Source organism: Devosia sp. FKR38 (assembly GCF_005222805.1).
Lineage (GTDB): Bacteria > Pseudomonadota > Alphaproteobacteria > Rhizobiales > Devosiaceae > Devosia.
The window spans coordinates 1,596,201-1,621,549 of sequence record NZ_STGC01000005.1; the positions used below are offsets into that span (position 1 = coordinate 1,596,201).

General features: G+C 63.0%; 22 protein-coding genes. 8 read left to right on the forward strand and 14 right to left on the reverse strand.

Translation table 11 applies throughout. The features are described from left to right. Positions 1 to 6 precede the first annotated feature (6 nt). From E8M79_RS18720 to E8M79_RS12725, 7 genes are all read right to left on the reverse strand, one after another. Positions 7 to 882, reverse strand: coding sequence for an ATP-binding cassette domain-containing protein (locus E8M79_RS18720; protein ID WP_137152249.1), 876 nt, complete (start codon positions 880 to 882; stop codon positions 7 to 9). Then, positions 879 to 1,724, reverse strand: coding sequence for an ABC transporter ATP-binding protein (locus E8M79_RS18725; RefSeq protein WP_137152250.1), 846 nt, complete (start codon positions 1,722 to 1,724; stop codon positions 879 to 881). The genes E8M79_RS18720 and E8M79_RS18725 overlap by 4 nt, the downstream gene beginning before the upstream one ends. Continuing rightward, the gene (locus tag E8M79_RS12705) at positions 1,721 to 2,605 is read right to left on the reverse strand and encodes an ABC transporter permease (RefSeq protein WP_137152251.1); all 885 of its coding nucleotides are present in this window, start codon (positions 2,603 to 2,605) and stop codon (positions 1,721 to 1,723) included. Before E8M79_RS12705 ends, E8M79_RS18725 begins: the two co-directional genes overlap by 4 nt. Continuing rightward, positions 2,602 to 3,627 (reverse strand): ABC transporter permease, encoded by a 1,026-nt coding sequence (locus E8M79_RS12710; RefSeq protein ID WP_137152252.1) that lies wholly within the window; start codon positions 3,625 to 3,627, stop codon positions 2,602 to 2,604. The genes E8M79_RS12705 and E8M79_RS12710 overlap by 4 nt, the downstream gene beginning before the upstream one ends. A 97-nt stretch (positions 3,628 to 3,724) precedes the next feature. Continuing rightward, a complete protein-coding gene (locus E8M79_RS12715; protein ID WP_137152253.1) occupies positions 3,725 to 5,281 on the reverse strand; it encodes an ABC transporter substrate-binding protein in 1,557 nt (518 codons plus the stop codon). A gap of 213 nt (positions 5,282 to 5,494) precedes the next feature. Next, positions 5,495 to 7,807 carry a helix-turn-helix transcriptional regulator gene (locus E8M79_RS12720; protein WP_137152254.1) on the reverse strand — a complete coding sequence of 771 codons (2,313 nt, stop codon included), beginning with the start codon at positions 7,805 to 7,807 and terminating at the stop codon, positions 5,495 to 5,497. A 428-nt stretch (positions 7,808 to 8,235) separates the two neighbouring features. Continuing rightward, positions 8,236 to 9,312 (reverse strand): LacI family DNA-binding transcriptional regulator, encoded by a 1,077-nt coding sequence (locus tag E8M79_RS12725; protein ID WP_137152255.1) that lies wholly within the window; start codon positions 9,310 to 9,312, stop codon positions 8,236 to 8,238. A 266-nt stretch (positions 9,313 to 9,578) separates the two neighbouring features. On the opposite strand from E8M79_RS12725, the gene ugpC reads away from it, so the two are divergent. The 8 genes from ugpC to E8M79_RS12765 all read left to right on the forward strand — a co-directional run bounded on the left by ugpC (position 9,579) and on the right by E8M79_RS12765 (position 18,301). Beyond that, positions 9,579 to 10,685, forward strand: coding sequence for a sn-glycerol-3-phosphate ABC transporter ATP-binding protein UgpC (ugpC, locus tag E8M79_RS12730; protein WP_137152256.1), 1,107 nt, complete (start codon positions 9,579 to 9,581; stop codon positions 10,683 to 10,685). Continuing rightward, on the forward strand, positions 10,682 to 11,602 hold the full coding sequence (locus E8M79_RS12735; protein ID WP_137152257.1) for a sugar ABC transporter permease: 921 nt from the start codon (positions 10,682 to 10,684) through the stop codon (positions 11,600 to 11,602). Before ugpC ends, E8M79_RS12735 begins: the two co-directional genes overlap by 4 nt. A gap of 11 nt (positions 11,603 to 11,613) precedes the next feature. Continuing rightward, positions 11,614 to 12,495, forward strand: a complete 882-nt coding sequence (locus tag E8M79_RS12740) for a carbohydrate ABC transporter permease (RefSeq protein WP_137152258.1) — start codon at positions 11,614 to 11,616, stop codon at positions 12,493 to 12,495. An 8-nt stretch (positions 12,496 to 12,503) separates the two neighbouring features. Then, positions 12,504 to 14,072 (forward strand): extracellular solute-binding protein, encoded by a 1,569-nt coding sequence (locus E8M79_RS12745; RefSeq protein ID WP_137152259.1) that lies wholly within the window; start codon positions 12,504 to 12,506, stop codon positions 14,070 to 14,072. A 107-nt stretch (positions 14,073 to 14,179) separates the two neighbouring features. Further along, positions 14,180 to 15,172, forward strand: coding sequence for a hydroxyacid dehydrogenase (locus E8M79_RS12750; protein WP_248304983.1), 993 nt, complete (start codon positions 14,180 to 14,182; stop codon positions 15,170 to 15,172). Continuing rightward, positions 15,172 to 15,957 carry a TIM barrel protein gene (locus E8M79_RS12755; protein WP_137152261.1) on the forward strand — a complete coding sequence of 262 codons (786 nt, stop codon included), beginning with the start codon at positions 15,172 to 15,174 and terminating at the stop codon, positions 15,955 to 15,957. Before E8M79_RS12750 ends, E8M79_RS12755 begins: the two co-directional genes overlap by 1 nt. Before the next feature lie 74 nt (positions 15,958 to 16,031). Continuing rightward, positions 16,032 to 17,900: a DUF2264 domain-containing protein gene (locus E8M79_RS12760; protein WP_282568118.1), complete on the forward strand. Its 1,869-nt coding sequence runs from the start codon at positions 16,032 to 16,034 to the stop codon at positions 17,898 to 17,900. After that, complete coding sequence (locus E8M79_RS12765) at positions 17,897 to 18,301, forward strand: hypothetical protein (protein ID WP_137152263.1); 405 nt, start codon at positions 17,897 to 17,899, stop codon at positions 18,299 to 18,301. The genes E8M79_RS12760 and E8M79_RS12765 overlap by 4 nt, the downstream gene beginning before the upstream one ends. Positions 18,302 to 18,816: 515 nt before the next feature. Here the strand turns inward: E8M79_RS12765 and E8M79_RS12770 are convergent. The 7 genes from E8M79_RS12770 to E8M79_RS12800 form a co-directional block, all read right to left on the reverse strand. Then, positions 18,817 to 19,608, reverse strand: coding sequence for a siderophore-interacting protein (locus E8M79_RS12770; protein WP_137152264.1), 792 nt, complete (start codon positions 19,606 to 19,608; stop codon positions 18,817 to 18,819). After that, complete coding sequence (locus E8M79_RS12775) at positions 19,605 to 20,378, reverse strand: ABC transporter ATP-binding protein (protein ID WP_137152265.1); 774 nt, start codon at positions 20,376 to 20,378, stop codon at positions 19,605 to 19,607. The genes E8M79_RS12770 and E8M79_RS12775 overlap by 4 nt, the downstream gene beginning before the upstream one ends. After that, positions 20,375 to 21,271 carry an iron chelate uptake ABC transporter family permease subunit gene (locus E8M79_RS12780; protein WP_248305063.1) on the reverse strand — a complete coding sequence of 299 codons (897 nt, stop codon included), beginning with the start codon at positions 21,269 to 21,271 and terminating at the stop codon, positions 20,375 to 20,377. The genes E8M79_RS12775 and E8M79_RS12780 overlap by 4 nt, the downstream gene beginning before the upstream one ends. 52 nt (positions 21,272 to 21,323) lie before the next feature. Beyond that, the gene (locus E8M79_RS12785) at positions 21,324 to 22,295 is read right to left on the reverse strand and encodes an ABC transporter permease (RefSeq protein WP_137152267.1); all 972 of its coding nucleotides are present in this window, start codon (positions 22,293 to 22,295) and stop codon (positions 21,324 to 21,326) included. 3 nt (positions 22,296 to 22,298) lie between these two features. Further along, complete coding sequence (locus tag E8M79_RS12790; protein ID WP_137152268.1) at positions 22,299 to 23,198, reverse strand: siderophore ABC transporter substrate-binding protein; 900 nt, start codon at positions 23,196 to 23,198, stop codon at positions 22,299 to 22,301. 465 nt (positions 23,199 to 23,663) lie between these two features. Further along, positions 23,664 to 24,596 carry an NAD-dependent epimerase/dehydratase family protein gene (locus E8M79_RS12795; protein WP_137152269.1) on the reverse strand — a complete coding sequence of 311 codons (933 nt, stop codon included), beginning with the start codon at positions 24,594 to 24,596 and terminating at the stop codon, positions 23,664 to 23,666. Between the two features lie 33 nt (positions 24,597 to 24,629). Next, on the reverse strand, positions 24,630 to 25,346 hold the full coding sequence (locus E8M79_RS12800) for a DUF4386 family protein (protein WP_137152270.1): 717 nt from the start codon (positions 25,344 to 25,346) through the stop codon (positions 24,630 to 24,632). Positions 25,347 to 25,349: the final 3 nt, after the last annotated feature.

Sequence of the window (25,349 nt, forward strand, 5' to 3'; positions counted from 1 at the left end):
CGGGCTTTATGGTTTGGCCGCTTGGCGCAGGGCGAGCAGCTTTTCGGCTGTCGGGATTTCTCCGTCGATCAGCGGGATCTTGGGCCGCATGGCTTCCTCTTCGGCCGAGATGACCGGTACGGAGGCAAGCAGCAGGCGCGTGTAGTCGTGTTGCGGATCGGTAAAGACTTCGGCCGTCGGGCCGGTCTCGACGATCTGCCCCAGATAAAGCACCCCGACCTGCTGGGCGAAATTGCGCATCAGGCTGAGGTCATGGGAGATGAACAGGAACGTCAGATCGAGCTGGCGACCGAGGTCGACCAAAAGATCGATGACACGCGCCTGCACCGAGACATCAAGCGCCGAGGTCGGTTCGTCGAGCACCAGCAGTTTTGGCGCGACAGCCAGCGCCCTGGCAATAGCGACCCGCTGCTTCTGACCGCCGGAGAGTTCGTGGGGATAGCGCTCGGCGAAATCGGCCGGCAGTTGCACCATGTCCAGCAATTCGGCAATGCGCCCTGCCCGCTCCCGCCGCGGGTGGCCATGGGCATCGAGCGGCACGGCGATCGACTGGGCCACGGTGCGGCGCGGATTGAGCGAGGAGCCGGGGTTCTGGAACACCATCTGCACCTTGCGGCCATAAGCCCGCGTACCGGTGCGGCCGGTGATGTTTTCGCCATCGAGCAGGATGTCGCCCGCGGTCGGGGGCGTCAGACCCATGATCATCCGGGCGATGGTCGACTTGCCCGAACCCGACTCCCCGGCGAGGCCATAGACCTGGCCGCGGGGAATGGAGAAGGTGACATTGTCGACAGCGCGCACGGCGCCGGCCGAGCGGCCCAGGCCATCGCGCACCGGAAAGGTCTTGGTCAGGCCGACGATCTCCAGCATGGGGGCGCTCATGGCGCCACCTCTGCAGTGCCAAACCTTGTGCCGCCGGTCAGCCGCGGCACGGCAGCGATCAGGGCCTTGGTATAGTCCTCGCGCGGCGCGGCAAACAGCTCCGCTGTCGGGCGGTGCTCGACCACCTGGCCCTTGTTCATGACATAGACATAGCTCGAGGTTTCGCGCACCACGCCCAGATTGTGGGTGATCATCAGCAGGGCCAGCCCGCGCGCCTCCACCAGGTCCTTGAGCAGCTTGAGGATCTGCGCCTGTGTCGTGACGTCGAGGGCGGTGCCCGGTTCGTCGGCAATCAGCAGCTTGGGTTCACTGAGCAGCGCCATGGCGATCAGCACGCGCTGGCGCATGCCGCCCGACAACATGATGGGATAAGACCGCGCAACCCGCTCGGGATCGCGCATGCGCACCTGAGTCAGTACCTCATGCACACGCGCCAGCCGGTCGCGGCCATTGCGCTGGCGGTCGAGACGCCGGTCGGCATATTTGAGGATAGTCGTCATCTGGTCGGCAATGGTGAAGACCGGATTGAGCGAACTCATCGGGTCCTGGAAGACCATGGACATGGCCGTGCCGCGCAGCTTGAGTCGCTCCTTGTCCGGCAGGGTCAGCAGGTCCCGGCCATCGTAGAAGATCCGGCCGCCCGCTATGGTGGCGGGGGGCTGACGCAGCAGACCCATAATGGCCTTCATGGTCACGGTCTTGCCCGAGCCGCTTTCGCCAACGAGGGCGATCTGCGACCGCGCGGGGACATCGAGCGAGACGTTCTTGAGAACGTGGTGGGTCTGTCCATAGGTGGAAAAATCCACCGACAGGTTGTCCACGCTGAGCAGGGCCTGGCTCATCGCACCTCCTGCACATCAAACAGGTCGCGCAGACCATCGCCCAGAAGATTGAACCCAAGCGCGACCACAAGGATTGCGCAGCCCGGCAGGACCGATTCCCACCAGGAATCGGGCAGGAAAGCCGAGCCCGAGGCCACCATGGTGCCCAGGTCCGGCGTGGGCGGCTGAATGCCCAGGCCGAGGAAAGACAGGGAGGCGCCGACCAGAATGACGAAGCCGCAATCGAGCGAGGTCTTGACCGCCAGGGCGGACACGCAATTGGGCAGGATCTCGCGGATGAGAATGTGGAACTTGCTGGCGCCCAGGGTCTCGGCCGCCTCGATGAACTCCTGGGTGCGGATCTGGCGGGTGATCGAATAGATCAGCCGCGTATGCCAGGTCCACCACAGGGCGGCGATAGCCAGCATGGAATTGATCAGATCGGGCGAGAGCACGGCGGCAACCGCCAGGGCCATGACCAGCGGGGGAATGGCCAGCGCGATATCGGTGATGCGCATGATGACGATTTCCACCCAGCCGCCGAAATAGCCGGCCAATAGGCCCAGCACCGTGCCGACCGGCACTGCGGTGCCCAGCACGACCAGCGCCAGCAGCAGCGAGATGCGCAGGCCAAAGATGGTGCGCGTAAAGATATCGCGCCCGACATTGTCCGTGCCAAACCAGTATTCGGCCGATGGCGGCAGGTGGCGGGCCCGGAAGTTTACGACCGCCCCCACATGCTCGGGATAGGGCGTGATCCAGGGCGCCAGGATGGCCGCGAGGATGACGATCACGACAATGGCCGCGCCGATGACGGCTGTCGGATTGCGCGAGAAACGGTACCAGTTCTGATAGGCGTTCGAGAGCCGCCTGGGGGAGTTATCGGCTGGTATCTCGGTCATGCACGCCTCCCGCGGATCCGGACGCGCGGGTCGACAAAGCCGACCAGCACGTCGATGAGCAGATTGACCAGCACGAAGAACACGCCCGAGACCATGACCACGCCCATGATGGCGTTGAGATCCTTCTGCAGGATGGTGCGGATGCCATAGGCGGCCATGCCGGGCCAGGCAAAGACCAGTTCGACCACGAAGGCATTGCCAATCAGCGAGGCGAATTCGAGGCCCATGATCGTCAGGGGCGGCACGAAGCTGGGGCGGAGCATGTATTTGAACACCCGCACCCGCTCCGGCACGCCAAAGGCCCGGCTCGCCTCGATATAGTCCTGGCTGGCGACGTCGATCATGGAACTACGGGTGATGCGGGCGATCTGGCCCATGGTGGCCGCCGCCAGCGCGATCGATGGCAGCAACAGGTAGCGAAGGCCTTCAAGAACCACGTCGAGGCGCCCCCGCAGCAGGCCGTCAATGGTCACGAGCCCGGTGATATCGGCGGCAAAGTCCATGCTCGGCGGCAGGCGTCCGGTGGTGGGCAGGATATGGAGCACATAGCCCGCCAGGATCTGCAGCAGCAGCGCCAGAAAGAAGCCGGGCGTCACGGCGCAGAAGATGGCGAAAACGCGCACGAGATTGTCGGGCCAGCGGTCCTTCCAGCGCGCGGCGGCAACACCAAGCGGCACGCCGAAGGCGAAGGCCAGCATGATGGTGAACAGCACCAGCTCAAAGGTCGCCGCAAAGGTGTCGCGGATATCGGAGGCGACGGGGCGCTCGTTGAGCAGGGAACGCCCCAGGTCGCCGCGGGCCAGGCCGGCAATGAAGCGGCCATATTGCTCGACGATCGGACGGTCCAGGCCGAGATCGGCGCGCAGATCGGCGACCTGCTCAGCCGTGGCGGTCGGGCCCAGCGCCATGCGGGCCGGATCGCCCGGCACGATGCGGGCAATGGCGAAAATGACGATGGAAAGCCCCACCAGAACGAGGAGCGACCACAGGACACGCCGGACGAGGAAAGCGAGAAATTCCAAGCGAATGGCCCTCGCTAGAATGGGGGAAAGCAGATCAGGGGCCGGTGTCCCACTCCTGCCGGATCAGACAGGAGTGGGCAGAGGCGTCGGAGGGTTATCAGCAGGTCCACTGATAGCGCGTGAAGTCATAGTCGAACGACTGCATCGGCACCGCTTCAAAGCCGGTCAGGCACTTGTCCATGGCGTGCTGCACGGTCTGGGTCTGCAGGAAGACGTCGGGCTGCAGATCGACCAGCTTGTGCTGCAAGGTCTTGTAGATCTCGGCCTGCTTGGCCACGTCGCCGGTGCCCCGGGCATCCTCGATCAACTGGTCGATCTCGGGATCATTGACCCATTCCATCGACGACCATGTCCCCGCCGCTTTGGACGAATACTGCGTGAAGAACATGGAGTCGGGCGACGGATAGGTGGGGCCGAAGAAGATCTGGTTCACGGCCGGCGTAGTTTCTGGCTTGCTGGCGATTTCCGTGATGACGTTCCAGGGATCGGCCTTCTGCGTCACCACAAAGCCCAGCTGCTCCAGATTGGCCTGCATCAGCAGAGAGATTTCTTCCTCGAACTTGGTGTCGGCCACATAGCCCAGCGTGATCGGGATCGGCTGTCCGGCATATTTGGAGAGCGCGACTTCTGCCTTGGCGGCCTCGAGGTCATAGACTGGCGCCGGAATGTCACCGGCGTGGAATTCGGCAAAGACCTTTGGCAGCGGGGTCGAGAGCTCGCCGCCCGGAAGGATGACTTCGCGGATGGTCTGGTAGTCGGTGGCCAGGGCAAGCGCCTTGCGGATATGGATATCGTCCGTCGGCGCGATCTGGGTGTTGAGCTTGAGATAGAACGCGGTCGCCGTGTCCTGGGTCACCAGGTTGAACCGGCCCATGTCCACGAGTGCCTTGTAGGTCTCGGGCGACTGGAACTGGCTCGACATGGTCAGCTCACCGGACGCGGCAAGCGAGCGCACGGTGGCCTCGTCATTGGTGATGATCCAGCGGACCTCGTCGATCGGCTTGCCGGTGAAGCCCTTGTAGTAGTCGGGATTGCGGGTGATGGTCATCTGGCTGCCGCGATCCCAGCTCTTGAGCGAGTAGGCCCCGGCGCCGGCGACATTGTTGGCCAGCCATTCCTGGGCGTCGTCAGTGCCTTCGTGTTCCTTGACCACGTCGGCATTGAGGATGAAAATTGCCGGGACGGTGGTGAGGAAGGGCGCGAAGGTCTTGGACAGCGTGAACTTGACCGTCTTGGCATCGACGGCGACCACCGAGCCGGGCGCCAGGACGTCGGCGAAGAGGTTTGCCGGCCCCTGGTTGATGCGCAGCAGGCGCTCGACGGTATAGACGACGTCGCTAGCCTCAACCGGCGAGCCATCGGCGAAGGTGGCATCGTCGCGGATCTTGTAGGTCACTTCCTTGGCGTCGTCGGAAACGGTCCAGCTTTCGGCCAGTTCGGGGATGATGCTGCCCGATGAATCGACACTGACCAGACCGTCATAGAGGTTCACGCCAGCCATGTAGTCGGTGTAGTCGGAGATCTTGGCAGGGTCGATGGTGCCAAAGATCTGCACCGTATTCATGGTGACAACGACCTGGGCCATGGCAGGCGCGGCGACCGATGTCATCAACAGCGCCAGCGTGCTGGCGGCAAGAATTCTAGGCATGTTCATGCTGATTATTCCCTGTTCCCACTTAAGCCCGAGCAGGATTGCCCCCTGCCATTTCATGAAACTGTCGCGCAGCCATCCGTCACGCTCAAGCATGTCGATGGCTAGGTTTTCGACAAAAAGGTATAGGTTTGAATTGCGGTCCAGAGGCAGGGGTTCGAGCTCTGGATCACGCTCTCGCCAGGTCGCGCTACGGGATGCCTCGCGGCGATATGTTCAGCCCACCAGCCCCAGGGCACGGGCGGCGCTGATGGCTTCGCGGCGCTTGGTGCAGCCGAGCTTGCGATAGACATTGCCCAGATGAAACTTCACCGTCGCTTCGCTCAGTCCTAGCGTATTGGCGATGAACTTGTTGGATGCCCCTTCGGTCACCATCATCAGCACCTTGGTCTCGCGGCGCGACAATCCGTTTTGTGCCCCGAGCGACGAGTTGGGCAGGCCACTGTCGCGCAGTCGCCGCAAGGCCTGCCGGGCGGGGCCAGATGCTTCCAGGAACTCCCCGATGCGCTGATGCTCGATCAGTTCAGACAAGAAGTGACGCTCTTCGGCCAGGGGTGCAACGGCGCCCAGCCGGGCGGCTTCCTCAAAGGTCTTGAGCAGGAGCGACCGGGCCCGGGTTAGGTTGCGCTGCCGTTTGGCGACGAAGGCCAGCCAGATCTCGACGCCCATGCGCTGACGACCGGTCATGTTGAGATTGTTGAGCATGGCTTCGAGCTGCCGATCAAGACCGGGGCGGGTCGGCATCTCGAACACGTGGTGCCGCAGCCAGATCAGCGCCAGCGCGATCTCGTCGCGATCCTGCAGCCGCTCCAGCGCCTCGGCGGCGCCCAACACCCAGTCGCGGGTGATGCGCGACGGCACCGGGGCCAGCTTTTCGGCGGCCTCCTGCCAGCGATTGGCGTTTTGAAGGATAGCGGCCTCCCGCATCTCGATCATCATGCCGAACTGGCGGTTGCGGATCTGGTAGACCCGCCAGCGATCCAGAAACGAGCGCGCCGCGATGGTCGAGAAATGCTCGCTCAGCGCCTGGCTACCATAGTGCAGGGCGAACTCGATCAGGCTGGGCCAGATTTCACCATGGGCAAAGGCATCCATATCGTAGTGCAGGAATTGCGCCAGCGGCTCCGCCCTGCCGCCCTCATAGGCGATGCAGGCATCCAGCAGGACCAGCAGCCGATCGTCGTCCGGGCTTTCGAAATCCACGCTTTCGAGGAATTGCCGGGCCTCGTTCGCCCGGGTCCTGGCCGAAACCGCGTCGCCCATCATCAGGCGCATCAGCGATTGATGCAGGCTGATGTAAAAGCACAGATGCGGCACATTGGCCTGCCGATAGTGCCGCAGGGCATGGGCCGCCACATCCTCGGCCGCAGCAAAGCGCCGGCTGCGGATATAGAACTCAAGCACGGCATTGTAGAATGTGCCCTGCAGCAGATGGGCATCGGGCGGGAAGTCGTCGGCCAAGGCAAAGACCTGCTCAAACAGCGTGTCGGTGAGCAGGTAATCCTCGTAGATCATCATCACGAGACGAAAGGCCAGGAAATCGGGCGAATAGGCCGTGCGATCAGCAAAGACTGTGGTCAGGTCGTTGACGCCCTCGCCAAAGCGCTCGGTCAGCAGACGATGGGCGCGCGCCAGTTCGCCGCGCTTGAGCGCCTGCATGGCTAGGCTCATGGTGATCGTATCGCTATTTTTGGCGTAGTCGGTCGGAAAGCCCGACAACACGGCACCAAAGGCCTCAGGCCCATAGCGGTAGATATAGAACCGATCCGACGCCTTGGTGAACAGGTCCAGCGCCGCGTCGAGATGGCCGGCGCGCTGCAGCGTGGTGATGGCCCGGGTCATGTCCCCGCGCTCGGCCAGTGCCGCGGCCAGTTCTTGCGCTTGGTCGGGGTCTGATATGCGCTGCTCGATGACGTCATGCAGCCCCTCGGCGAGTGCTTCCCGCAGGATCTTGGGCGAACTGACCAGTGGCAGCTGTGGAAGGATCTGAGGCGCGACGCCTTCCAGGCGATCGCGCAGCGCGAGCAGATCCGCCGTCGGCATCGACTGCAGGAACTCCACGCGCAGGAAAGGCGCGATATGGGCGCGCCCCGCCTCCGCGTAGGCGACCAGCAGCGGCCAGCCCCCAGTTCGGTCCAGCAGGTTGGTGGTGCCGGGGAAATGCTGCGCCAGTTCGGCCTCGGAAAACAGCAGTTCTTCTGCCTTCAAAACGGCGGCCTGGCCATAGGCAAGGGCGCGGACCAAGCCTGGAAGCAGGGTCTCCTGGCGCTTGGCCAAGACCAGCTTGCCCGATCCGGCCAGGAAGGCCTCCGGCAGCGCCTCCGGCATGGTGCCCGGTGGCAAGTCCCATAGGACGAGATCTTCCGGTTTGGGCGCGTCGGGCCCAAGATGGACCGCGATGCCGGCCGAACGGGCCATCTGACGCAGCAAAGTCGATTTGCCCATGCCGGCGGGCGCCTCAAGCACCACCACCGGTTCTGGTCGGGCCAGGATTTTTGCAGCCAGTTCAGGACGATCAAGGAGCGGCATGCCGCAAGCTTAGTCGATTTCGCGCGGCGTCCCTAAGGCTTTTGGGTCATGCACTGCTGCTAGCAGAAGTTTGTCAGCCCGAACTACATGCGGCGTCGAAGTGCATTGCTAGGTGCCGACAGCCAAGCTCGCAGGGGCGGCTTTCCACCATACGGCAAACAAAAGCGGACAGTCCGCAACCGGCCCCTACCCTGTCCTTCCATCTGATCAGACTGATGGCAGAAACGGGGCCGGGTGCAGACTGTCGGCTTTCAGGCGAATGCTGGCAAGAGCAGACACACACTGCTAGTCCATCTTGCGACCTTGCGACGAGTTTGGTGCCGAATTGGGAGCGGCGGGATTTGTCAGGGACTTCAGGAGAACTGAAGCCTCCGGTCGTTCCATGACGACTGCTCGCTGACCGCCTGGTCCTGCTTCGGAGGCTAGGACTAGCTCGACGCCAGTCTGGTATTGGCGGCTCCTGGCGGCGCTGTCGAGCCACGCACGATGAGTTCAGGCGTGGACCGGATGTGGGGATGCGCATCACCTTTCCCGCTGAGCTGATTGACGAGCACGGCGACGATGCCGTCCGCCATATCAGGCACGGACTGGCGGATTGTGGTCAGGCCCGGCCGCAGGACGGCGGCAAACAGGATATCGTCGAACCCAACAATCGACAGGTCACGAGGGATGGAAAAGCCAAGGTCGGCGGCGCCAGCATAGGCACCGATTGCGAAGATGTCGTTCTGCGCAATAATGGCTGTAGGTGGCTCGGGGGTCGCGAGCAATTCACGGACCCCGATACGTCCCTGTTCCAATCCCTCATTGTCGTCCGAACTGCCTCGGTTTTGGGCTCTCCAGATCAGGTCCTCGCCCAACTCGACCCCCTGGCTGGCAAGCGCTGAGCGAATGCCGGCCAGCCGCTGCATGTGCGCTTCGGAACGGATCGGCCCGGTCAGCACGGCGATGCGGCGGTGGCCAAGGCCCAGCAGGTGCATGGCCGACAGCCGGCCCACCAGATCGGCATCGACGCTAACGCTGGCACCCAACAGATCATTGCCTTCGGCCGGCCTGCCGCCAAAGGACGCCAGTTGCATGCCCCGGTCGAGAAGCGGGCGAAAATGGTCGAACGGCACATGCGCCGAACCGAGGATCACCCCTCTTACCCCCGAGGCGAGGAGCATTTCGCCGTAGCGTACCTCCTCGGAATGGTCGCGCGTCGTATTGCCGATCAGCACCCTGTAGCCGCGCAGATGCGCGGCCCGCTCTACATGATGGGCAACCGCCCCCCAGAAGGGGCTGGCGACCGAAGGGACCATGAGACCGATCGTCTTGTTCTGTCCCGACTTGAACTGCTGCGCGAGTGCGTTGGGCGTGTAGTTCATCGCCTTCATGGCGCTGATCACGCGATCACGCGTCTCTGCACGCATTTTGGCGTCGCGGCCGTTGATGACGTTCGACACCGTTGTGGCCGATACGCCCGCCGCCCGCGCAACTTCCTGAATGCCGATCGCCGCTACCTTCATGCACTAGCGATACCACGCGACAAACACGAATGCACACCCTTGTTTATCGATGCACCAAAAGCGTCTCTTGAGTCGTGCAATTTGGACAATATATCTGCCATAATTCACAATTCTCCTCTATTTCCCGCCATTTATGCTGGCTTGACAGTCTAATCTAGAATGGTGTTACGTTACCCTAAAATAGAGATGACCAGCCGCCGGGAACGGACAAGTCGATCGAATGAACGATCGCAGGCGGCCATTTCATCACCTCTGGAGGAATTGCCTTGTCCGAAGTCGAGTTGTCGGAGGTCGTCAAGCGCTATGGCGTGATGGAGGTCGTCCACGGCATCAGCCTCACCATCGAGCCGGGGGAGTTTGTGGTGCTGGTCGGACCCTCCGGCTGCGGGAAATCCACCACATTGCGCATGGTCGCGGGGCTGGAAGACATCTCCTCGGGCACAGTGATGATCGGCGGCCGGGAAGTCAGCCAGGTCGCCCCCAAAGATCGCGATGTGGCCATGGTGTTCCAGAACTACGCGCTCTATCCACATCTTGATGTGGCGGAAAACATCGCCTTCGGCCTGCGTGTGCGCCACGAAAAGCGCAAGGTCATCAAACAGGCCGTCGCAGAAGCTGCCGAGATCCTGGGTCTAACGGAATATCTCAAGCGCAAGCCGGCCGACCTCTCGGGCGGGCAGAGGCAACGCGTCGCCATGGGTCGCGCCATCGTACGTCGCCCCCGAGTTTTTCTGTTCGACGAACCCCTCTCCAACCTCGATGCCAAGCTGCGCACCCACATGCGCGCCGAGATCAAGCGCCTGCACCAGCGCATGCAGAGCACCAGCATCTATGTCACGCATGACCAGGTCGAGGCTATGACCCTGGCGGACCGGATTGTCATCATGAATGGCGGCCGCATCGAGCAGGTCGGATCGCCCATGGAAGTGTTTCTCGAGCCAGCCAACACCTTCGTCGCCAGCTTCATCGGCTCGCCGCCGATGAACCTGCTCGATGCCACGATCGAGATCGGCGATGCCGGTCCGCTGGCGCGGATCAAAGGTGCCGACACCGCGCCCCTCCCTATCCCGGACGCTTTCCGCGACCAGGCCGCCGCCGGCCAGCGGGTCAAACTGGGCATCCGCCCCGAGCTGATGCGCGTCGACGCCGATCCTTCGACGCCTGGGCTCGCCTGCCAGATCGAACTGGTTGAGCCGCTTGGGGCCGAAGCGCTACTGCACGGCGAGGTCGGGCGGCAGCCCATCATCGCCAAGGTCGAGACCTTGAGCGGTGTCCGCGATTTTGCGGCGGTTCGGTGGCTGGGCGTCGACCTGTCCGGACTGCATGTCTTCGACGCCGGCTCGGGCCGTTCCCTCAAGACGGCGTCAGCATGATGAAACGATATTTTTCCACTCTGTGGGCCGATATCCGGCGCGACTGGCAGCTCTACCTGCTGTTGGCACCCATGCTGATCTGGTTTGCGGTCTTCGCCTACCGTCCGCTGGCGGGGCTGCAGATCGCTTTCAAGGACTATTCCATCTTCCGCGGCCTTGAGGGCAGCCCCTGGGTCGGGTTTGACAATTTCCGCGAGCTCTTCGCCAACGATCTGTTCATCCGCTCATTCTGGAACACCATAATCCTGAGCGGCCTCGGGCTCTTCGTCGCCTTCCCGGTGCCGATCATCCTCGCGCTGATGTTCAACGAGATCCAGAATGCGGCGGCCAAGCGCTGGGCGCAGACCATTGTCTATCTGCCCCACTTCATCTCCGCCGTTATCGTGGCCGGTATCGTCATCACCTTCCTCTCGCCATCGACCGGGGTGGTCAACCTCGTCATCCGCGCGCTGGGGTTCGAGCCGATCTATTTCCTGACGCAGCCCGAATGGTTCCGGACGATCTTCATCGGCTCCAATATCTGGAAGGAAGCAGGCTTCGAGTCGATCGTCTATCTGGCCGCCATCGCTGGGGTGAGCCCCACGCTTTATGAAAGCGCGCGCGTCGACGGGGCCTCGCGTTGGCAGATGATCTGGCGGATCACGCTTCCCTGCATCCTGCCCACCATCCTGATCATGCTGATCATCCGCATCGGCAACCTGGTCGAGGTGGGGTTCGAGTACATTATTCTGCTGTATCAGCCGTCCACCTACGCGACGGCCGACGTCGTCTCGACCTTCATTTACCGCACAGGCCTGCAGGGCACCCAATACGACATCGCCACCGCAGCTGGTCTGTTCAACGCGGTGATCGCCTTCGTGCTCGTATACACGGCCAACCGCATCAGCCGCCGCCTGTCGTCAACGTCTCTGTGGTGACGAGGCCAGCCATGTCCAATTTCAATCTCTACAGCCGTGGCGACCGGATTTTCGGCTGGATCAATGCGGCCCTGATCGCCTTGGTGGTGGTCTCCACCCTCTATCCGTTCATCTACATTTTCTCGGCGTCGATCTCGTCCGGCGCCGCCGTTACGGCCGGCCGTGTCACACTGCTTCCTGTGGATGTCACCCTGGCGGCCTACGAACGGGTGCTGTCCGACAAAATGTTCTGGACCGCCTATGCCAACACCTTTTTCTATACGATCGCCGGCACCATCACGAGCCTGCTGATCATGATCCCAGGCGCCTATGCGCTGTCGCGCCGGCGGCTGCGCGGGCGCATGATCTTTAACCTCGCCATCGCCTTCACCCTCTGGTTCAACGCCGGCATGATCCCGTTTTTCCTCAACTTCCGGGATTTGGGCTTGCTCGACAGCCGGACCGGCATCGTCGTCGGCTTTGCGGTCACCGCCTTCAACGTGATCCTGCTGCGCAATTTCTTCGAAGCGGTGCCCAAATCGTTTGAAGAAGCCGCCAAGATGGACGGCGCCAACGAGCTCCAGCTGCTCTGGAAAGTGTTCATCCCCCTGTCGCGTCCGGCCATTGTCACCGTCGCCCTGTTCTGCGTGGTGATGCGCTGGAACGGCTATTTCTGGGCCATGGTGCTCCTGCGTGGCGAAGACAAGATTCCGCTGCAGGTCTATCTCAAGAAGATAATTGTCGATCTCAGCGCATCAGACGAATTTGCCGGAAGCCTGCTGACCTCGCAGTTTTCGTTCGAGACAGTGAGCGCAGCCATCATGGTTGCATCCATAATACCGGTTCTACTGATCTACCCCTACGCCCAGAGATATTTCACCAAAGGAATACTGTTGGGAGGAGTCAAAGAATGAATGCGCAAATGAGGAGGAATATTGTGCAGACATCTCGAATATTCATTTCGTTAATTGCCTTAACATCGGCGTGCCAGGCCACCACCGCATTGGCGCAGGAGGCCAACTATCGCGCCAGCGCGGATCCGCTCGAGCTGACGGTGCACTACCATTTCCGCGACCAGTACGTTTACACGCAGGACTGGCCCGTCGAACAGAAGGCAGCCGAACTCACCAATGTCCGCGTGCGCAATGTCGCCTCGTCTGCCTCGACCAACAGCAAGGATGCATTCAACCTGATGATCACCTCGGGTGACCTTGCCGATATCGTGGGAGGCTTGAAGGACGACTTCAACCGCTACGGCCGCGAGGGCGCGTTCTTGCCGCTGGACGACCTGATCGCCGAGCATGCGCCGCATATCAAGGCCTTTTTCGAGGCTCACCCGGCCTTCCACAACGCCGCCGCCGGTGCCGACGGCAAGCTCTACTACATCCCCTATATCCAGGACGGCACTCTCTCCGAAGGGTGGTTCGTTCGCCAGGACTGGCTCGAAAAACTTGGCCTCGAAACGCCTGAGACCCCTGAAGAAGTCTATGCGGTCCTCAAGGCGTTCCGGGAGCAGGACCCCAATGGCAATGGACAGAAGGATGAGGTTCCCTATTTCAGCCGCAACCTGGGCAACACGCTGCGGCTGATGAATCTCTGGGACGCTCGGGTCTCCGGTTCGGCAACCTATGGCGACTTTGCCGTCTATGATGGCGAACTGCGCCACCCATGGGCCGAGCAAAACTACAAGACGGCCATGTCCAACCTGGCGCAGTGGTACAAGGAAGGCCTTATCGATCCCGAAATCTTCACGCGCGGCCCGCGGGCCCGCGAATACCTGCTGGGCAATAATCTGGGCGGCATGACCCATGATTGGTTCCCCAGTACCTCGACCTACAATGTGTCGCTGGCCGACACGATCGAGGGCTTCAGCTTCCGGCCCATGCTGCCCCCCAAGACCATATCGGGGGATCGCTTCGAGGACGCGCGCCGGCAGATCGTCACGGCCGAGGGCTGGGGCATTTCCGTGGCCAACGAGCACCCGGTGGAGACCATCAAGTATTTCGACTTCTGGTTCACCGAATTGGGTCGCCAGATGGCCAATTTCGGCGTCGAGGGGGATACCTACACCATCGTTGATGGCAAGCCGACCTTCACCGAAGCCGTGCTGACGGACAGCCAGCCGGTCAATGCCCAGCTGTGGGAGATCGGTGCCCAGGTGCCGCGCGGCTATGTGATGGACTACGACTACGAGCTGCAGTGGTCCAATGAAATCGCGCTGGCGGGGATGCAGCTCTACGAGGCCTGCGACTGCCTCAAGCCCGACTTTATGGGCGTGGCGCTGACCGATAACGAGAAGGCGGTCTATGACCGCTACTGGCCCAGCATTCTGACCTACATGCAGGAGATGCAGCAGACCTGGCTGCTTGGTGCGCAGGACGTGGACAGCACCTGGGACGCTTACCAGAGCCGCCTCGAGCAGATGGGCTATGGTGAAGTGCTGGACGTCATGCAGACCGCCTACCAGCGCCAATATGGCGCCGACCAGTAGAAACTGTCCAACCAGAGGCGGCAGAGCCCGAGGCTCTGCCGCCGATCATCCCCTCTATGAGTGCTGGAATGCTTCCTCAAAAAACGAAACCGAAGGTCGTTCTGGCCATGCATGCGGATCTCGTACCGCGCTTTTTCGGTGCTGACGAATGGTACCGGCTCGATGCCTATGCCCAGGTGCTGTCGCGGCAGGCCTTCACCGATTTCGACGCCCCGGAGGCGGCAGCCCTGCTCGGCGAAGCCGACGTGATGCTGGCTGCCTGGGGTGCGGCCCCACTGGATGAGGTTCTGCTGGCGCAGGCACCGAACCTGCGGCTCGTGGCCTATGCCGCCGCCTCGATCCGGGCCATTACTACGCCCGCCTTCTGGCGCAGCGGCATCACCATTACCTCGGCCGTTTCGGCCATGGCCATCCCCGTGGCCGAGTTCACCTATGCTGCCATCATCATGACCGGCAAGGACATCTTCAACATCCGCGACATCAATCGCAGTCGGCGGGGCGCGCAGGGGTACGGCATCCGCATCAATCTCGATGTGGACCATCTGGGCAATTATGGCCGCCGCGTCGGCATCGTCGGCGCCTCGCGCATCGGCCGGCTGGTAATCGAGATGCTGGTCCGGTCGGGCTTTTCGGTCGCCGTCTACGATCCCTTCGCCAGCCTGTCCGAAGTCAGGCGGATGGGCGCGCAGGTGCTTGATCTCGATCAGTTGCTGGCCTGGTCCGACACTGTCTCTTTGCATGCGCCTATCCTCCCCGAAACCCGGCACATGATCGGGGCGCGCCAATTGGCACTGCTGCGTGACAACGCGGTCCTCATCAATACGGCGCGTGGCTGGCTGGTCGATCACGACGCCCTGTTGGCCGAACTCGAAAGCGGTCGCATCCGGGCTTGGATCGACACGCCCGAACCCGAACCGCTGCCCGCGGACAGCCCATTCTATGACCTGCCCAATGTGGTGCTGACACCCCATATCGCCGGAACCATGGGCAATGAGCTGCATCGCCTCTCGGACGCCGCGATCACGGAGATCGAGCGCTTCGCCGCCGGCATTCCGGCACTGGAACCGGTCTACCAGCAAGCACTGGACAGGATTGCCTGATGACCTTGATAACCTGTTTTTCGACCCTGGGATGCCCGCAGCTCAGCCTGCGCCAGGCGATCGCGCTGGCCCAGGCCAATGACCTGCCGATGCTCGAAATTCGGGCCTTGTCCGGATCGACGGCTTTGCCAAGCGTTCTCGCCGCCGAGTTCGGCACGCCGACGCAGCTGACCGCCTATCTTGCCGGAGTGCCTCTATCCATCCCGGTGGTCGGCAGTTCACACCGGCTCTGGGGCGACACGTTCGACCGTGATTCTTTGGAGGATCTGGCCGATTGGGCCGAGGCCGCCGGGGCTCGCCATATCCGGGTATTCGACGGCGAGACCGGAACGCTGGACGAGTCGGCCCTGGACGAGGCCGCGAGACGGCTGCAGTTCTGGCGCGACCTGAAGGTCAGCAAGGGCCTGGTGGTCGACCTGATCATCGAAACGCATGGCGCGCTGTGTGACGACCAGGCCCTGGAGCAATTCTGCACCCGCTTTGCCGACCAGCCAATCCTCTGGGACACTCATCACAGCTGGGCTGCGGGCAATGCGCTGGAGCACACGCTGGAGATTATCGGGCCGCGCCTGGCGCATCTGCATGTCAAGGACAGCCGAATGGTCGATGGCAAGCGCCACTACATGCTGCCCGGACAGGGGGATTTCCCCATGGACAGGCTCATGGCGCTGCTGGCCCGCCCGAGCTTGCCCGCCGCCGCTGTGAGCCTTGAATGGGAATTGCTCTGGCATCCGGAGCTTACCGATCTGCAAACCGCCCTCGGCCATGCCAGGTCCTGGACCTGACCGGCCTTCGGCCTGTTGCCGCGCCTTGGACCGCTCAGTCCGACGGGAAGACAAAAATGCCAGACCTATCGCCGATGTCGCCATTCAATCCCCTTCATCGCAATCCCCTAAGAACGCGGGGCGACCTTGCCCGGGCCACCCGGGACCTGGTCGCGCCTTGCCTGCCATTCCTCATGGAACGGCCCGGCCGATTGGCCCTGGGATCGACCGCGGCGGTTTATGAGACGGTCGTGGCAGAATTCGAGGGCTTTGCCCGACTGTTCTGGGGTCTGCTGCCCTTCTTCGCCGGTGGCTTTCGCTACGAGGCGGCGGAGCAGGCCCTGCGCGCCGGCATCATTGCCGGAACCGATCCCGATCATGACAGCTTCTGGGGCGAGCCTGGAGACCTGCTGCGCGGCCACCGCGACCAGCGCCTGGTCGAGATGGCACCCATCGGCCTGGCCTTGGCCCTCTGCCCGGAATTGTTCTGGGACCCGCTGGCGCCCGCCGAAAAGGAGCGGCTGGCGCACTGGCTCAAGCTCTGTATGGCGCGTCCCTATAACGACAACAACTGGCTGTTCTTCCGCGTCATGGTGTCGCTTGGCCTGTCGCGCGTCGGCGTGGACTTCGATGCCCAGGCTGTCGAGACGCATCTCGAGCGGCTGGAGAGCTTTTTTATCGCCAAGGGCTGGTACGAAGATGGCGTCATGGGCCGCTATGACCATTACATTGCCTTCGCCATGCACTTTTATGGTCTGATCTACGCCCAGCTGGCCGGTGAGCGCGATCCGGAGCGTGCCAGCCGGTTCCGCCAGCGCGCCGCCGAATTTGCCCCCGATTATGCCGCCTGGTTTGCCGACGGGGGCGCCGGTCTCCCCTATGGCCGCAGCCTCACCTATCGGTTTGCCCATGCCAGCTTCTGGGGTGCCCTGGCCTATGCCGGCTGCACGCCCTATAGCTGGGGCACGCTCAAGGGGCTGGCCCTGCGCAACCTGCGGTACTGGTCGCACCAGCCCATCGCGCATCCGAACGGGGTCTTGAGCCTGGGCTATGGCTACGCCAACCCAGCGATGATCGAGGAATACAGCACGGACGGATCTCCCCTCTGGGCGCTCAAGGCCATGCTGCCGCTCGCGCTGCCGGCCGATCACCCATTCTGGACCGCCGAAGAGGAGCCGCACCCGCTCGCGGCCAGTCATGTCACCTTCCAGCCCGATCCCAAGTTCGCGCTGTTCCGGCATGAGGGGGCGGTCTTTGCGGCTGCGGGGGGACAATCGGCGATCTCCTCGGGGGCCGGGGCGTCGTTCCGCAATGCTGCGGCCAAATATGCCAAATTTGCCTATTCCACCGCGCATGGCTTCAGCGTCGAGCTCGATCCGCGCCATCCCCAGAACGGCGCCTTCGACAATGCGCTTGCCTTGAAGTCCAGCGGCGACGCCCATTGGCGGGTGCGGGAGGGGAATGAGAGCTTCCGCCGCGAGCGGAACGCCATGGTGGCAACGTGGCGTCCCTGGCCCGATATCCCCATCGAGACCTGGTTGCTGGTCGCCGCGCCCTGGCTGGTTCGACTGCATATCATCCATACGGACCGACCGCTCGAAAGCATCGAGGGCGGCTTCGCAGTCGATCGGAGCGGGGACGACCATGTCGGCAATACCGATGCATCCGCCGTCGGCGGGTCCGATGCTATCGCCGCCTTTCCGGCTGGTGGGTCGGCCATCCGAGACTTGCTGGGTCGGCGGCAGGGGGAGGTCATCTATGCCTCCGCCAATTCCAACCTGCTGTTTCCCCGGTCGGCCATTCCGTCGCTGCGCGGCAAACATGCTCCCGGCGTCATGGTCTTGGCGACAGCGATCGTCACCAGTACCCAGGCGCGCGACCTTCAGCCTCTGCTGGCGGCCGGCCCCGAACTGCCCGACTGGTTTGCGCATAAGCTGTACGGCCTGGCCGGAGAGCGATCATGACCGTGTTGTTTATTCGCGGCGATGTGGCCGTCGACGTGCAACTGCAGATGGCCGCCGCCGCTGGCCTGTCATCGGTCAGCATTGCTCTGGCGACAGTGGAAGCTCTGGGGACCATGCGGTTTAGGTCCTTGCTCGAGCGGCATGATACCAAGGTATCAGCAATCTATGGGGATTTGCGGGACGAGGGCGACGATCGCCTGCGCGACATAGCCCGAGTTCTCGCCGCAGAGCCCGTCGTCGGCTCGCGCAGTGGCTGGGAACGACTGGAATTGGGCGCCACGCCAGACCTGCTGACCGCCCTGAAGACCACACCTTCTGGTCGCTTGTCGAATGCTCGACGCCTGGAACTCGCGCCGACCAGGATGGCCTGGTCCGCAATTGTCGAAGTCCATTCGAAGTGAAGCAGCACCCCTTTCGGCTAACTCTCAGTCTTGCCGCAGCGATGTTGCCATGGTCTCGTCGGGGCAAGATCAAACAGACCCGACCAGAACCGCATGGGGTTGGACTTCTTCGGGGCCGATAGCGGAACGGCAGGTCTTGGTGTCCTGCGCGAAATAGCGGACACTCGGCGCATGGGTAGGCAGATGTGGTTCCTATTGGCCGCCTTGCAAGACATCGGCCACATTGTACCCTTTGCCGGCTCACATGATGGTGGACTTGCCGGTGCGAAGCCCAATACGCAACAGCTTGTTTCAGACCACCGTCGATCCATCTGGAAAGGTAATTCGCCAACGACCGGCTGCCGCCAGAATGGCTAAATGGAGCCTTTGCGGCCCCCTGCTCTGGATAGTGGGTCGCGTTGCCAGACTGCAGCGCGCGCCAAGTGGCTCAGGCGTGCCCGCCGACCGGGGAATCAACGGGCTCTCGGTGGCCGGCAAGTAGTCTCTCACCTGGTGCCGAGCCAAGGCTCCGGGCGCTAGTGCTCGTGGCCGTCATCATGGTCGGCTTCGCCGCGCCGCCAATAGCCAGCAGCCTTGATCAGGTCTGAATCAAGATTGCGATCGGTGACGAGGTGGTCGCGGATGGCGGTCGACGTGGCGGACTCGCCGGCAATGAAGGCATAGCCGCGGCCATCTGGCAGGTCCGCCGCGCCGATAGCCGCGAGCAGGCCAGGCGCGCCAGCGGCGCGCTCGAGCCAATGGATCTCGACGGTGGCCGCAGTGGCAAAGGCCTGTCGCTCGGCCGCATCGGCAATCTCGATGTAGGCGATGACCCGGGCGCCGGCCGGCAGTTCCTCGATGCGCCGCCCGATGGCGGGCAACGCAGTCTCATCGCCGACCAGCAGATAATAGTCGAATTCTCCCTTGACCACGAAACTGCCGCGCGGCCCGCCAATGCCCAGCCGGTCGCCGGGCTGCGCCCTGGCTGCCCAGGTGGAGGCCGGTCCGTCGCCATGCAGCACGAAGTCAATGACCACCTCCTGCCGGGCCTGATCGAAGCTGCGCGGCGTATAGTCCCGCCCCTCCGGGCGCGCGGCCCCCTCGGGCCAGACAAGGCCGTTGGGGCCTGCCATGGGCATGGCCAGCGGCACTCCGGCCTGCGGAATGAACAGCTTGACGTGGTCGTCATAGGCCAGCGAGGGGAACTGCGCGAAATCGGAATGGTGCAGCGTGATGCGCGCCATGCGTGGGGTCAGACGCTGGCAGCGGACAACTTCGGCGATGCGAAACTTGAGCTCGTGCCGAATGCGTTCGACGGATGGCTTCATGGCGTTCTATCCTCTTGATAGTAAATCGAGATGCGCTGGCCGTCGATCAGCTCGACGCGCACCGGCAGCTGGTAGACTAAGGACAGAACCTCGGGCGTGATGATGGTTTCGGGTTGCCCCTGATGGGCGACGCGCCCGGCCTGCATGCAGACGATGTGGTCGGCATAGACCGAGGCGAAGTTGATGTCATGCAGCACGATGACGATGGTCTTGCCCAGTTCGCGCGCCGCCCGCCGGAGCAGCTGCATCATCCGCGCGGCATGCTTGAGGTCGAGATTGTTGAGCGGCTCGTCGAGCAGCACATAGTCAGTGTCCTGCGCCAGCACCATGGCGACAAAAGCCCGTTGCCGCTGGCCGCCAGAGAGCTCATCGAGAAAACGGTGCTCCAGCGCGCCCAGATCGAGGAAGGCAATGGCCTCATTGATCTTGTTTTCATCGGCAATTGTCGGGCGGCCCTTGGCGTGCGGGTAGCGGCCGAAGGCGACGAGATCGCGGACGGTGAGCCGCGCAGCGATGTGATTGTCCTGCCGCAGGACGGCGAGGCGTTTTGCCAGCACGTCGGAGGGCGTGCGGGTCACGTCCAGCCCGTCGACAGTGACCGTGCCGGCATCCATGGGCAGCAGTCGGCTGATCATGCCCAGCAAGGTCGACTTGCCGGCGCCGTTCGGGCCAATGATTGCGGTGATGCCGCCCGCCGGCAGCGTCAGCGAGACGTCATCGACGATCAGCGTCGAACCATAGGACTTGCGCAGGCCCGCGATGCGGATCATCGGTTGCCTCCTCTCAGCAGCAGGATAAGGAACACGAGGCCGCCGGCGAACTCGATGATGATCGACAGCGCGGTGTCGAAGCCGAAGCCATGTTCGAGCACCGCCTGGCCAGCCACCAGCCCGATCACGGCAAGGAGCGCGGCGGCCGGCAGCACGGCGGCGTGACGATGGGTCGGCATGATCAGATAGGCCAGGTTGGCCGCCAGCAGGCCAAAGAACAGCACCGGACCGACCAGAGCGGTCGAAACGCTGACCATCACCGCGACCACGCCAAGCACCAGCGACACGGTGCGTTTATGGTTGACGCCCAGGCCGATCGCCGGCGTCCGGCCCAGCAGCAGCACATCCAGCTGCGGCAGCAGCGGCAGGATGACGAGGCTCGCGAGCCCCAGGACGATGGTCGAGATCAGCAACAAGGTCGGCGCGATAGCGCCGAAGCTGGCGAACATGGCGTCCTGCAGCACGACAAAATCATTGGGGTTGATCAGCCGCTGCATGAGGCCGGCCAGCGACCGGAGCAGGACGCCGAAGACAATGCCCACCAGGACGAGCAGGTGCAAACTGCCACCATGACGGCCAAACAGCCAGCGGAACAGCAGCGTTGACAGCCCGACCATGACTACTGCATTGCCCAGGAAGCGCAGTTCGGCGGGCAATGTCAGATAGGCGAAGCCGCCAAAGGCGAAGACGAACAGCGTCTGCACCATCTGGTAGAGCGCATCGAAGCCCATGATCGCCGGCGTGAGGATGCGGTTGCCGGTCACGGTCTGGAACAGCACGGTCGAAACCGCGATTGCCCAGGCGCAGAGCAACAGTCCCCAGAGCTTGCGGCCACGGAAGGGCAGAACAAAGTCCCAGGCCCCCTTGGCATTCCAGACCATGAACAGAACCATGCTGAACAGGGCCAGGCCAGCAAGGCCGAGCAGGACTTGGCGCGGACGCAGACTAGTCAAAGTGCCGCCTCCGCCCCAGCAGCAGCCAGAGGAACACCAGGCTGCCGGCCACCCCGAAGACGGTCCCGATGGGAATCTCATAGGGGAAGCGGATCAGGCGCCCGACGATGTCGGAGGCCAGCACCAGGCCCGCGCCCATCAGCGCAATCCAGGGGATCGAGCGGCGCATGTTGTCGCCCATAAGGGCGCTGACCAGATTGGGCACGATGAGCCCCAGGAAAGGGATGGCGCCAGCGGTAACGACGATCACGGCCGTCGCCATGGCGACGATACAAAGGCCCAAGCTCAGCACGCGGCGATAGTTGAGGCCCAGATTGGTGGTAAAGGCCTCGCCCAGGCCGGCGAGGGTGAACTGGTCGGCGGCAAACCAGGCGGCGATGGTGAGCCCGGCACTCAGCCAGAGCAGTTCGTAGCGGCCGCGCAGAATTCCGGAGAAGTCCCCCATGGTCCAGGCCCCCAGCGTCTGCAGCAGGTCATATCGATAGGCAACAAAATTGGTGAGCGAGCCGATCACGCCGCCCAGCATGATGCCGACCAGCGGCACCATATAGGGCGAGCGCAACGGCACCGCGGCGAGCAGGCGCATGAAAAGCGCTGTGCCCGCCAGCGCGAAGACCGCCGCCACCAGCATCTTGGCAAACAGCGGCCAGCCCGGCGCCAGGAGGGTAACGACCAGGAGCCCCAGGCTCGCCGACTCGACCGTTCCAGCGGTGGACGGCTCGACGAAGCGATTGCGTGCAAGCATCTGCATGATCAGGCCGCAAACCGCGAGGCCGCTGCCCGCCAGGATCAGCGCCACAGTGCGCGGCACGCGACTGATCAGCAATACCTGCATTGGCCGGTCCTCGTCAGCCGACGAGAGCAGGCTCGCCAGCGACACGTCGCTGACGCCAATGAACAGGCTGACCGCACTCAAGGCGAGCACGGCCAGCAGCCCCAGTCCAAGTTTGAGGGACGGCGACAACCCTCAGAAAGCGCCGATGGCGGTGCCGACCTGGTCGACAAGCGCCGTGAAGGCCGGCAGTCCGCCGTTGATGATATAGGAGCGGACTGGGTCGAGCGTCACCACATGTCCGGCCTTGGCGGCATTGATCTGGTTGACCAGTTCATTGTCGAGGATGGCGGCCGAAGACCCCGTACCAGTGGCCGCATCGCGATCGATGGCGAAGAGCCAGTCGGGATTGGCCTCAAGGAAATATTCGAACGAGATCACGTCGCCATGGGTTTCGGCCAGCACCTTGGCGCCGGCCGGTGCAAGCCCCAGGGTGTCGTGGAGCCAGCCGAAGCGTGATCCGGGACCAAATGCGGTGACCTCGGCGGCATTGGTCAGCACCACCAATGCGGTGCCGGCTTCGGGGGCCTTGGCCTTGATGGCAGCGACCTTGCTGTCCAGGGCTGCGATCATCGCCTCGACTTCGGCGGTCTTGTTGAAGATTTCGCCGAGGATCCGGCTATTGTCCTTGATCGAGGCTTCGAACCGCGTCCAGTCATTGGTCAAATCGATGGTCGGAGCGATCTTGGCAAGCTCGGGAAAAGCCCCGGCAGAGCGGCCGGCGACAATGATCAGGTCCGGTGCTGCGGCTGCAACGGCCTCGTAATCGGGCTCGAAGAGTGTGCCCACCTTGAGGTATTTTTCGTCGGCATATTTGCCCAGGTATTCAGGCAGGTTGGAACCGGGCAGTCCGGCGATCTCCACCCCAAGTGCGTCCAGCGTGTCGAGCGAGGCGAAGTCGAAGGTGATCACCTTCTGTGGATTTTGCGCAATTGTGGTCTCGCCCTGGGCATGGGCAACGACGATGTCTTCTGCCATCGTCGGCGCGGCCAAAGCCAGCGCAACGCTCAAGGCCAGGATTGCAAGGGATTTCATCTGAACGACTCCTCTGGTTGTCGCCCTCCACTATATAACATGAGTATTTTGATCAAGATAAATTCCACCCTATTCCGAGTGGCACCCGTGTCGTCAAGGCGAGAAAGCTGACCCACCATCTTGGGGGCGCCGTTGACAATTCAATGGCGGGTTGTTGAGCCGCAGGCTGAAAGCACACGAGGCTTTGTCCTCCCCATATTTGTCATTGCTTGGCGTTGCGAGGATCGGATGCTTTTAGGAAATCGGAGAGGTGGTCTGAACGGCCAATGTGGGCCGCGTTGCGGCCGGTTCCAGCTACGCTGGGCAGCGTCGGTGCGGGGAACAATCAGCGCGGCTTCTGACCAGAATATCTGTAGTGGTCGTTGACCTGCAGTTCGGCCTCATCGTGTGGCGACAGCACCGCATGTTGCCTGGCAAAGGTCGGAGCCCTGCGCGGATCTCAGGATATCTGCTGGGACACCACGCCTATTGCCTGAACGACAAGGCGGCTTCGGCGATGCCGACATGCAGGGGCGTCACGTCGGACCAAAACCGGTTCCGGAACTTGGTCGCATCGACTCTATAGGGCCGATCAAACAAAAAGTGCATTTCGATACCCTCCTTGACGATGGGGACGGCCAGGCCAAGGATCGGTGCAGTCCACCTCGGGAGCAGGGTCAGCCGAAGTGGCACGTTGAGTGCCTTTGCCGCGATTTCCAGATGCTGCCGCAAGGTCAGCGTGTCGTCGCAGGGCACATGCCACGCCTGACCGTAAGCGTCATCGCTGGCGTCGACGAGGCTGATCACAGCCCGCCCGTAGTCGCGGACATGGGCGACATCGTGCGGGAGGTCGGCCTCTCCAAGCAGAACGGCGCTCCTGCCGCGGGCCAGAGCCATGAGCGACCCCTCCCCCAAGACGGACTGGGTCACGCCCGGGCCATAGAAATCCGGCGAGCGCACTGCAGCGACCTGGACGCGACCCGTAGCATGGGCGCTTTGCCAGAGGCGGGTGACCTGTGCCCGTGCCGCCGGCTTGATGCCATAATCGACCGCGGGAAGATCTTCGGTCAACGGCCCGTCGTGAGGGCCATAGAGATAGAGATTGTCGGCGAAGACCAGTCTCGCACCGCTGGCAGCGCAGGCCTCGAGCACGTTGGCCATGGCGGTTGGCCAGGCATCGCGCCAGACCGAAGCGGAATAAGGGAAACCGAGAGCGCAAACCACAACCCGCGCTTTTGCAAGCGCCTGGGTGAGAGACGCGGCATCAAGTGTGTCAGCGGCAGCAAACACAGCCCCGACGGGAAGAGCCCGCGGGCGGGACCGTTGCAGCACGGTGACCGTGCGGCCCTGGGCAACGAGTTGACGCACGACGTCCTGGCCAAGGGCGCCGTAACCGATCACGTGAATGGAGGTGTACATGGTGGTCTCCAGAGAAAGAGGGCGTCGGGCTGGTCAAGCCTGGGCCGGCCGCAGCAGCGTGATGCCGGTAGCGATCAGCCACGCCGTGAGGCCGAGGAAGCCGATGATGGTAAAAAGGCTGAACAGATCGCCCGACTGTCCGAGGGCAATGGCGAGCCCCTCCGTTGTGCCAACAGCAATGGCCCCCGCGGTCAAAAAGCCGAAGATGGCGGTCAGCCGACGGCGTTCACCTAGTTGCAGGATGCTCATCAGCACGACGAAGAGCGCGGTGAGCAATTGGCCCATATGCTCGCCGATGGCGACTCCGCCATAAAGGTTGAGAATGGTGAAGGCCTGCTCGGCAGCAATCCGGCCTGCCTCGCTGGTGGTATCACCGAGATAGGTGCGTGCAAGGTCCGGCACCACGAAGACCCAGCGCCAGAGGCCGAATGCCTGCGCCAGTCCCGCCAGCGCACCGGCGATCGCTGCCCCTATTGCCAGAGCGGGACGCTGGGCCATCCGGGAGGGCGTGATGGCCAGTGCCACAGCGAAGGGCACGAGGAGCAGTCCCGCCAGAGCGAAGCCGTGCCAGGTCAGGATAAGTTCAGTGCCGCGCTCGGCAAAGAGGGTCATCACGACCCCCGCCGGCTCGCGCAGAATGCCGGGATAGTCGAAGATGCGCGTGAGGTTGGCATAGGGCAGGTTGAAGGCGACGGCATAGGCAATGGTCACAAGCGCGAGTGTGGACTGAGGCTTGATCAGGATGGTCATGGT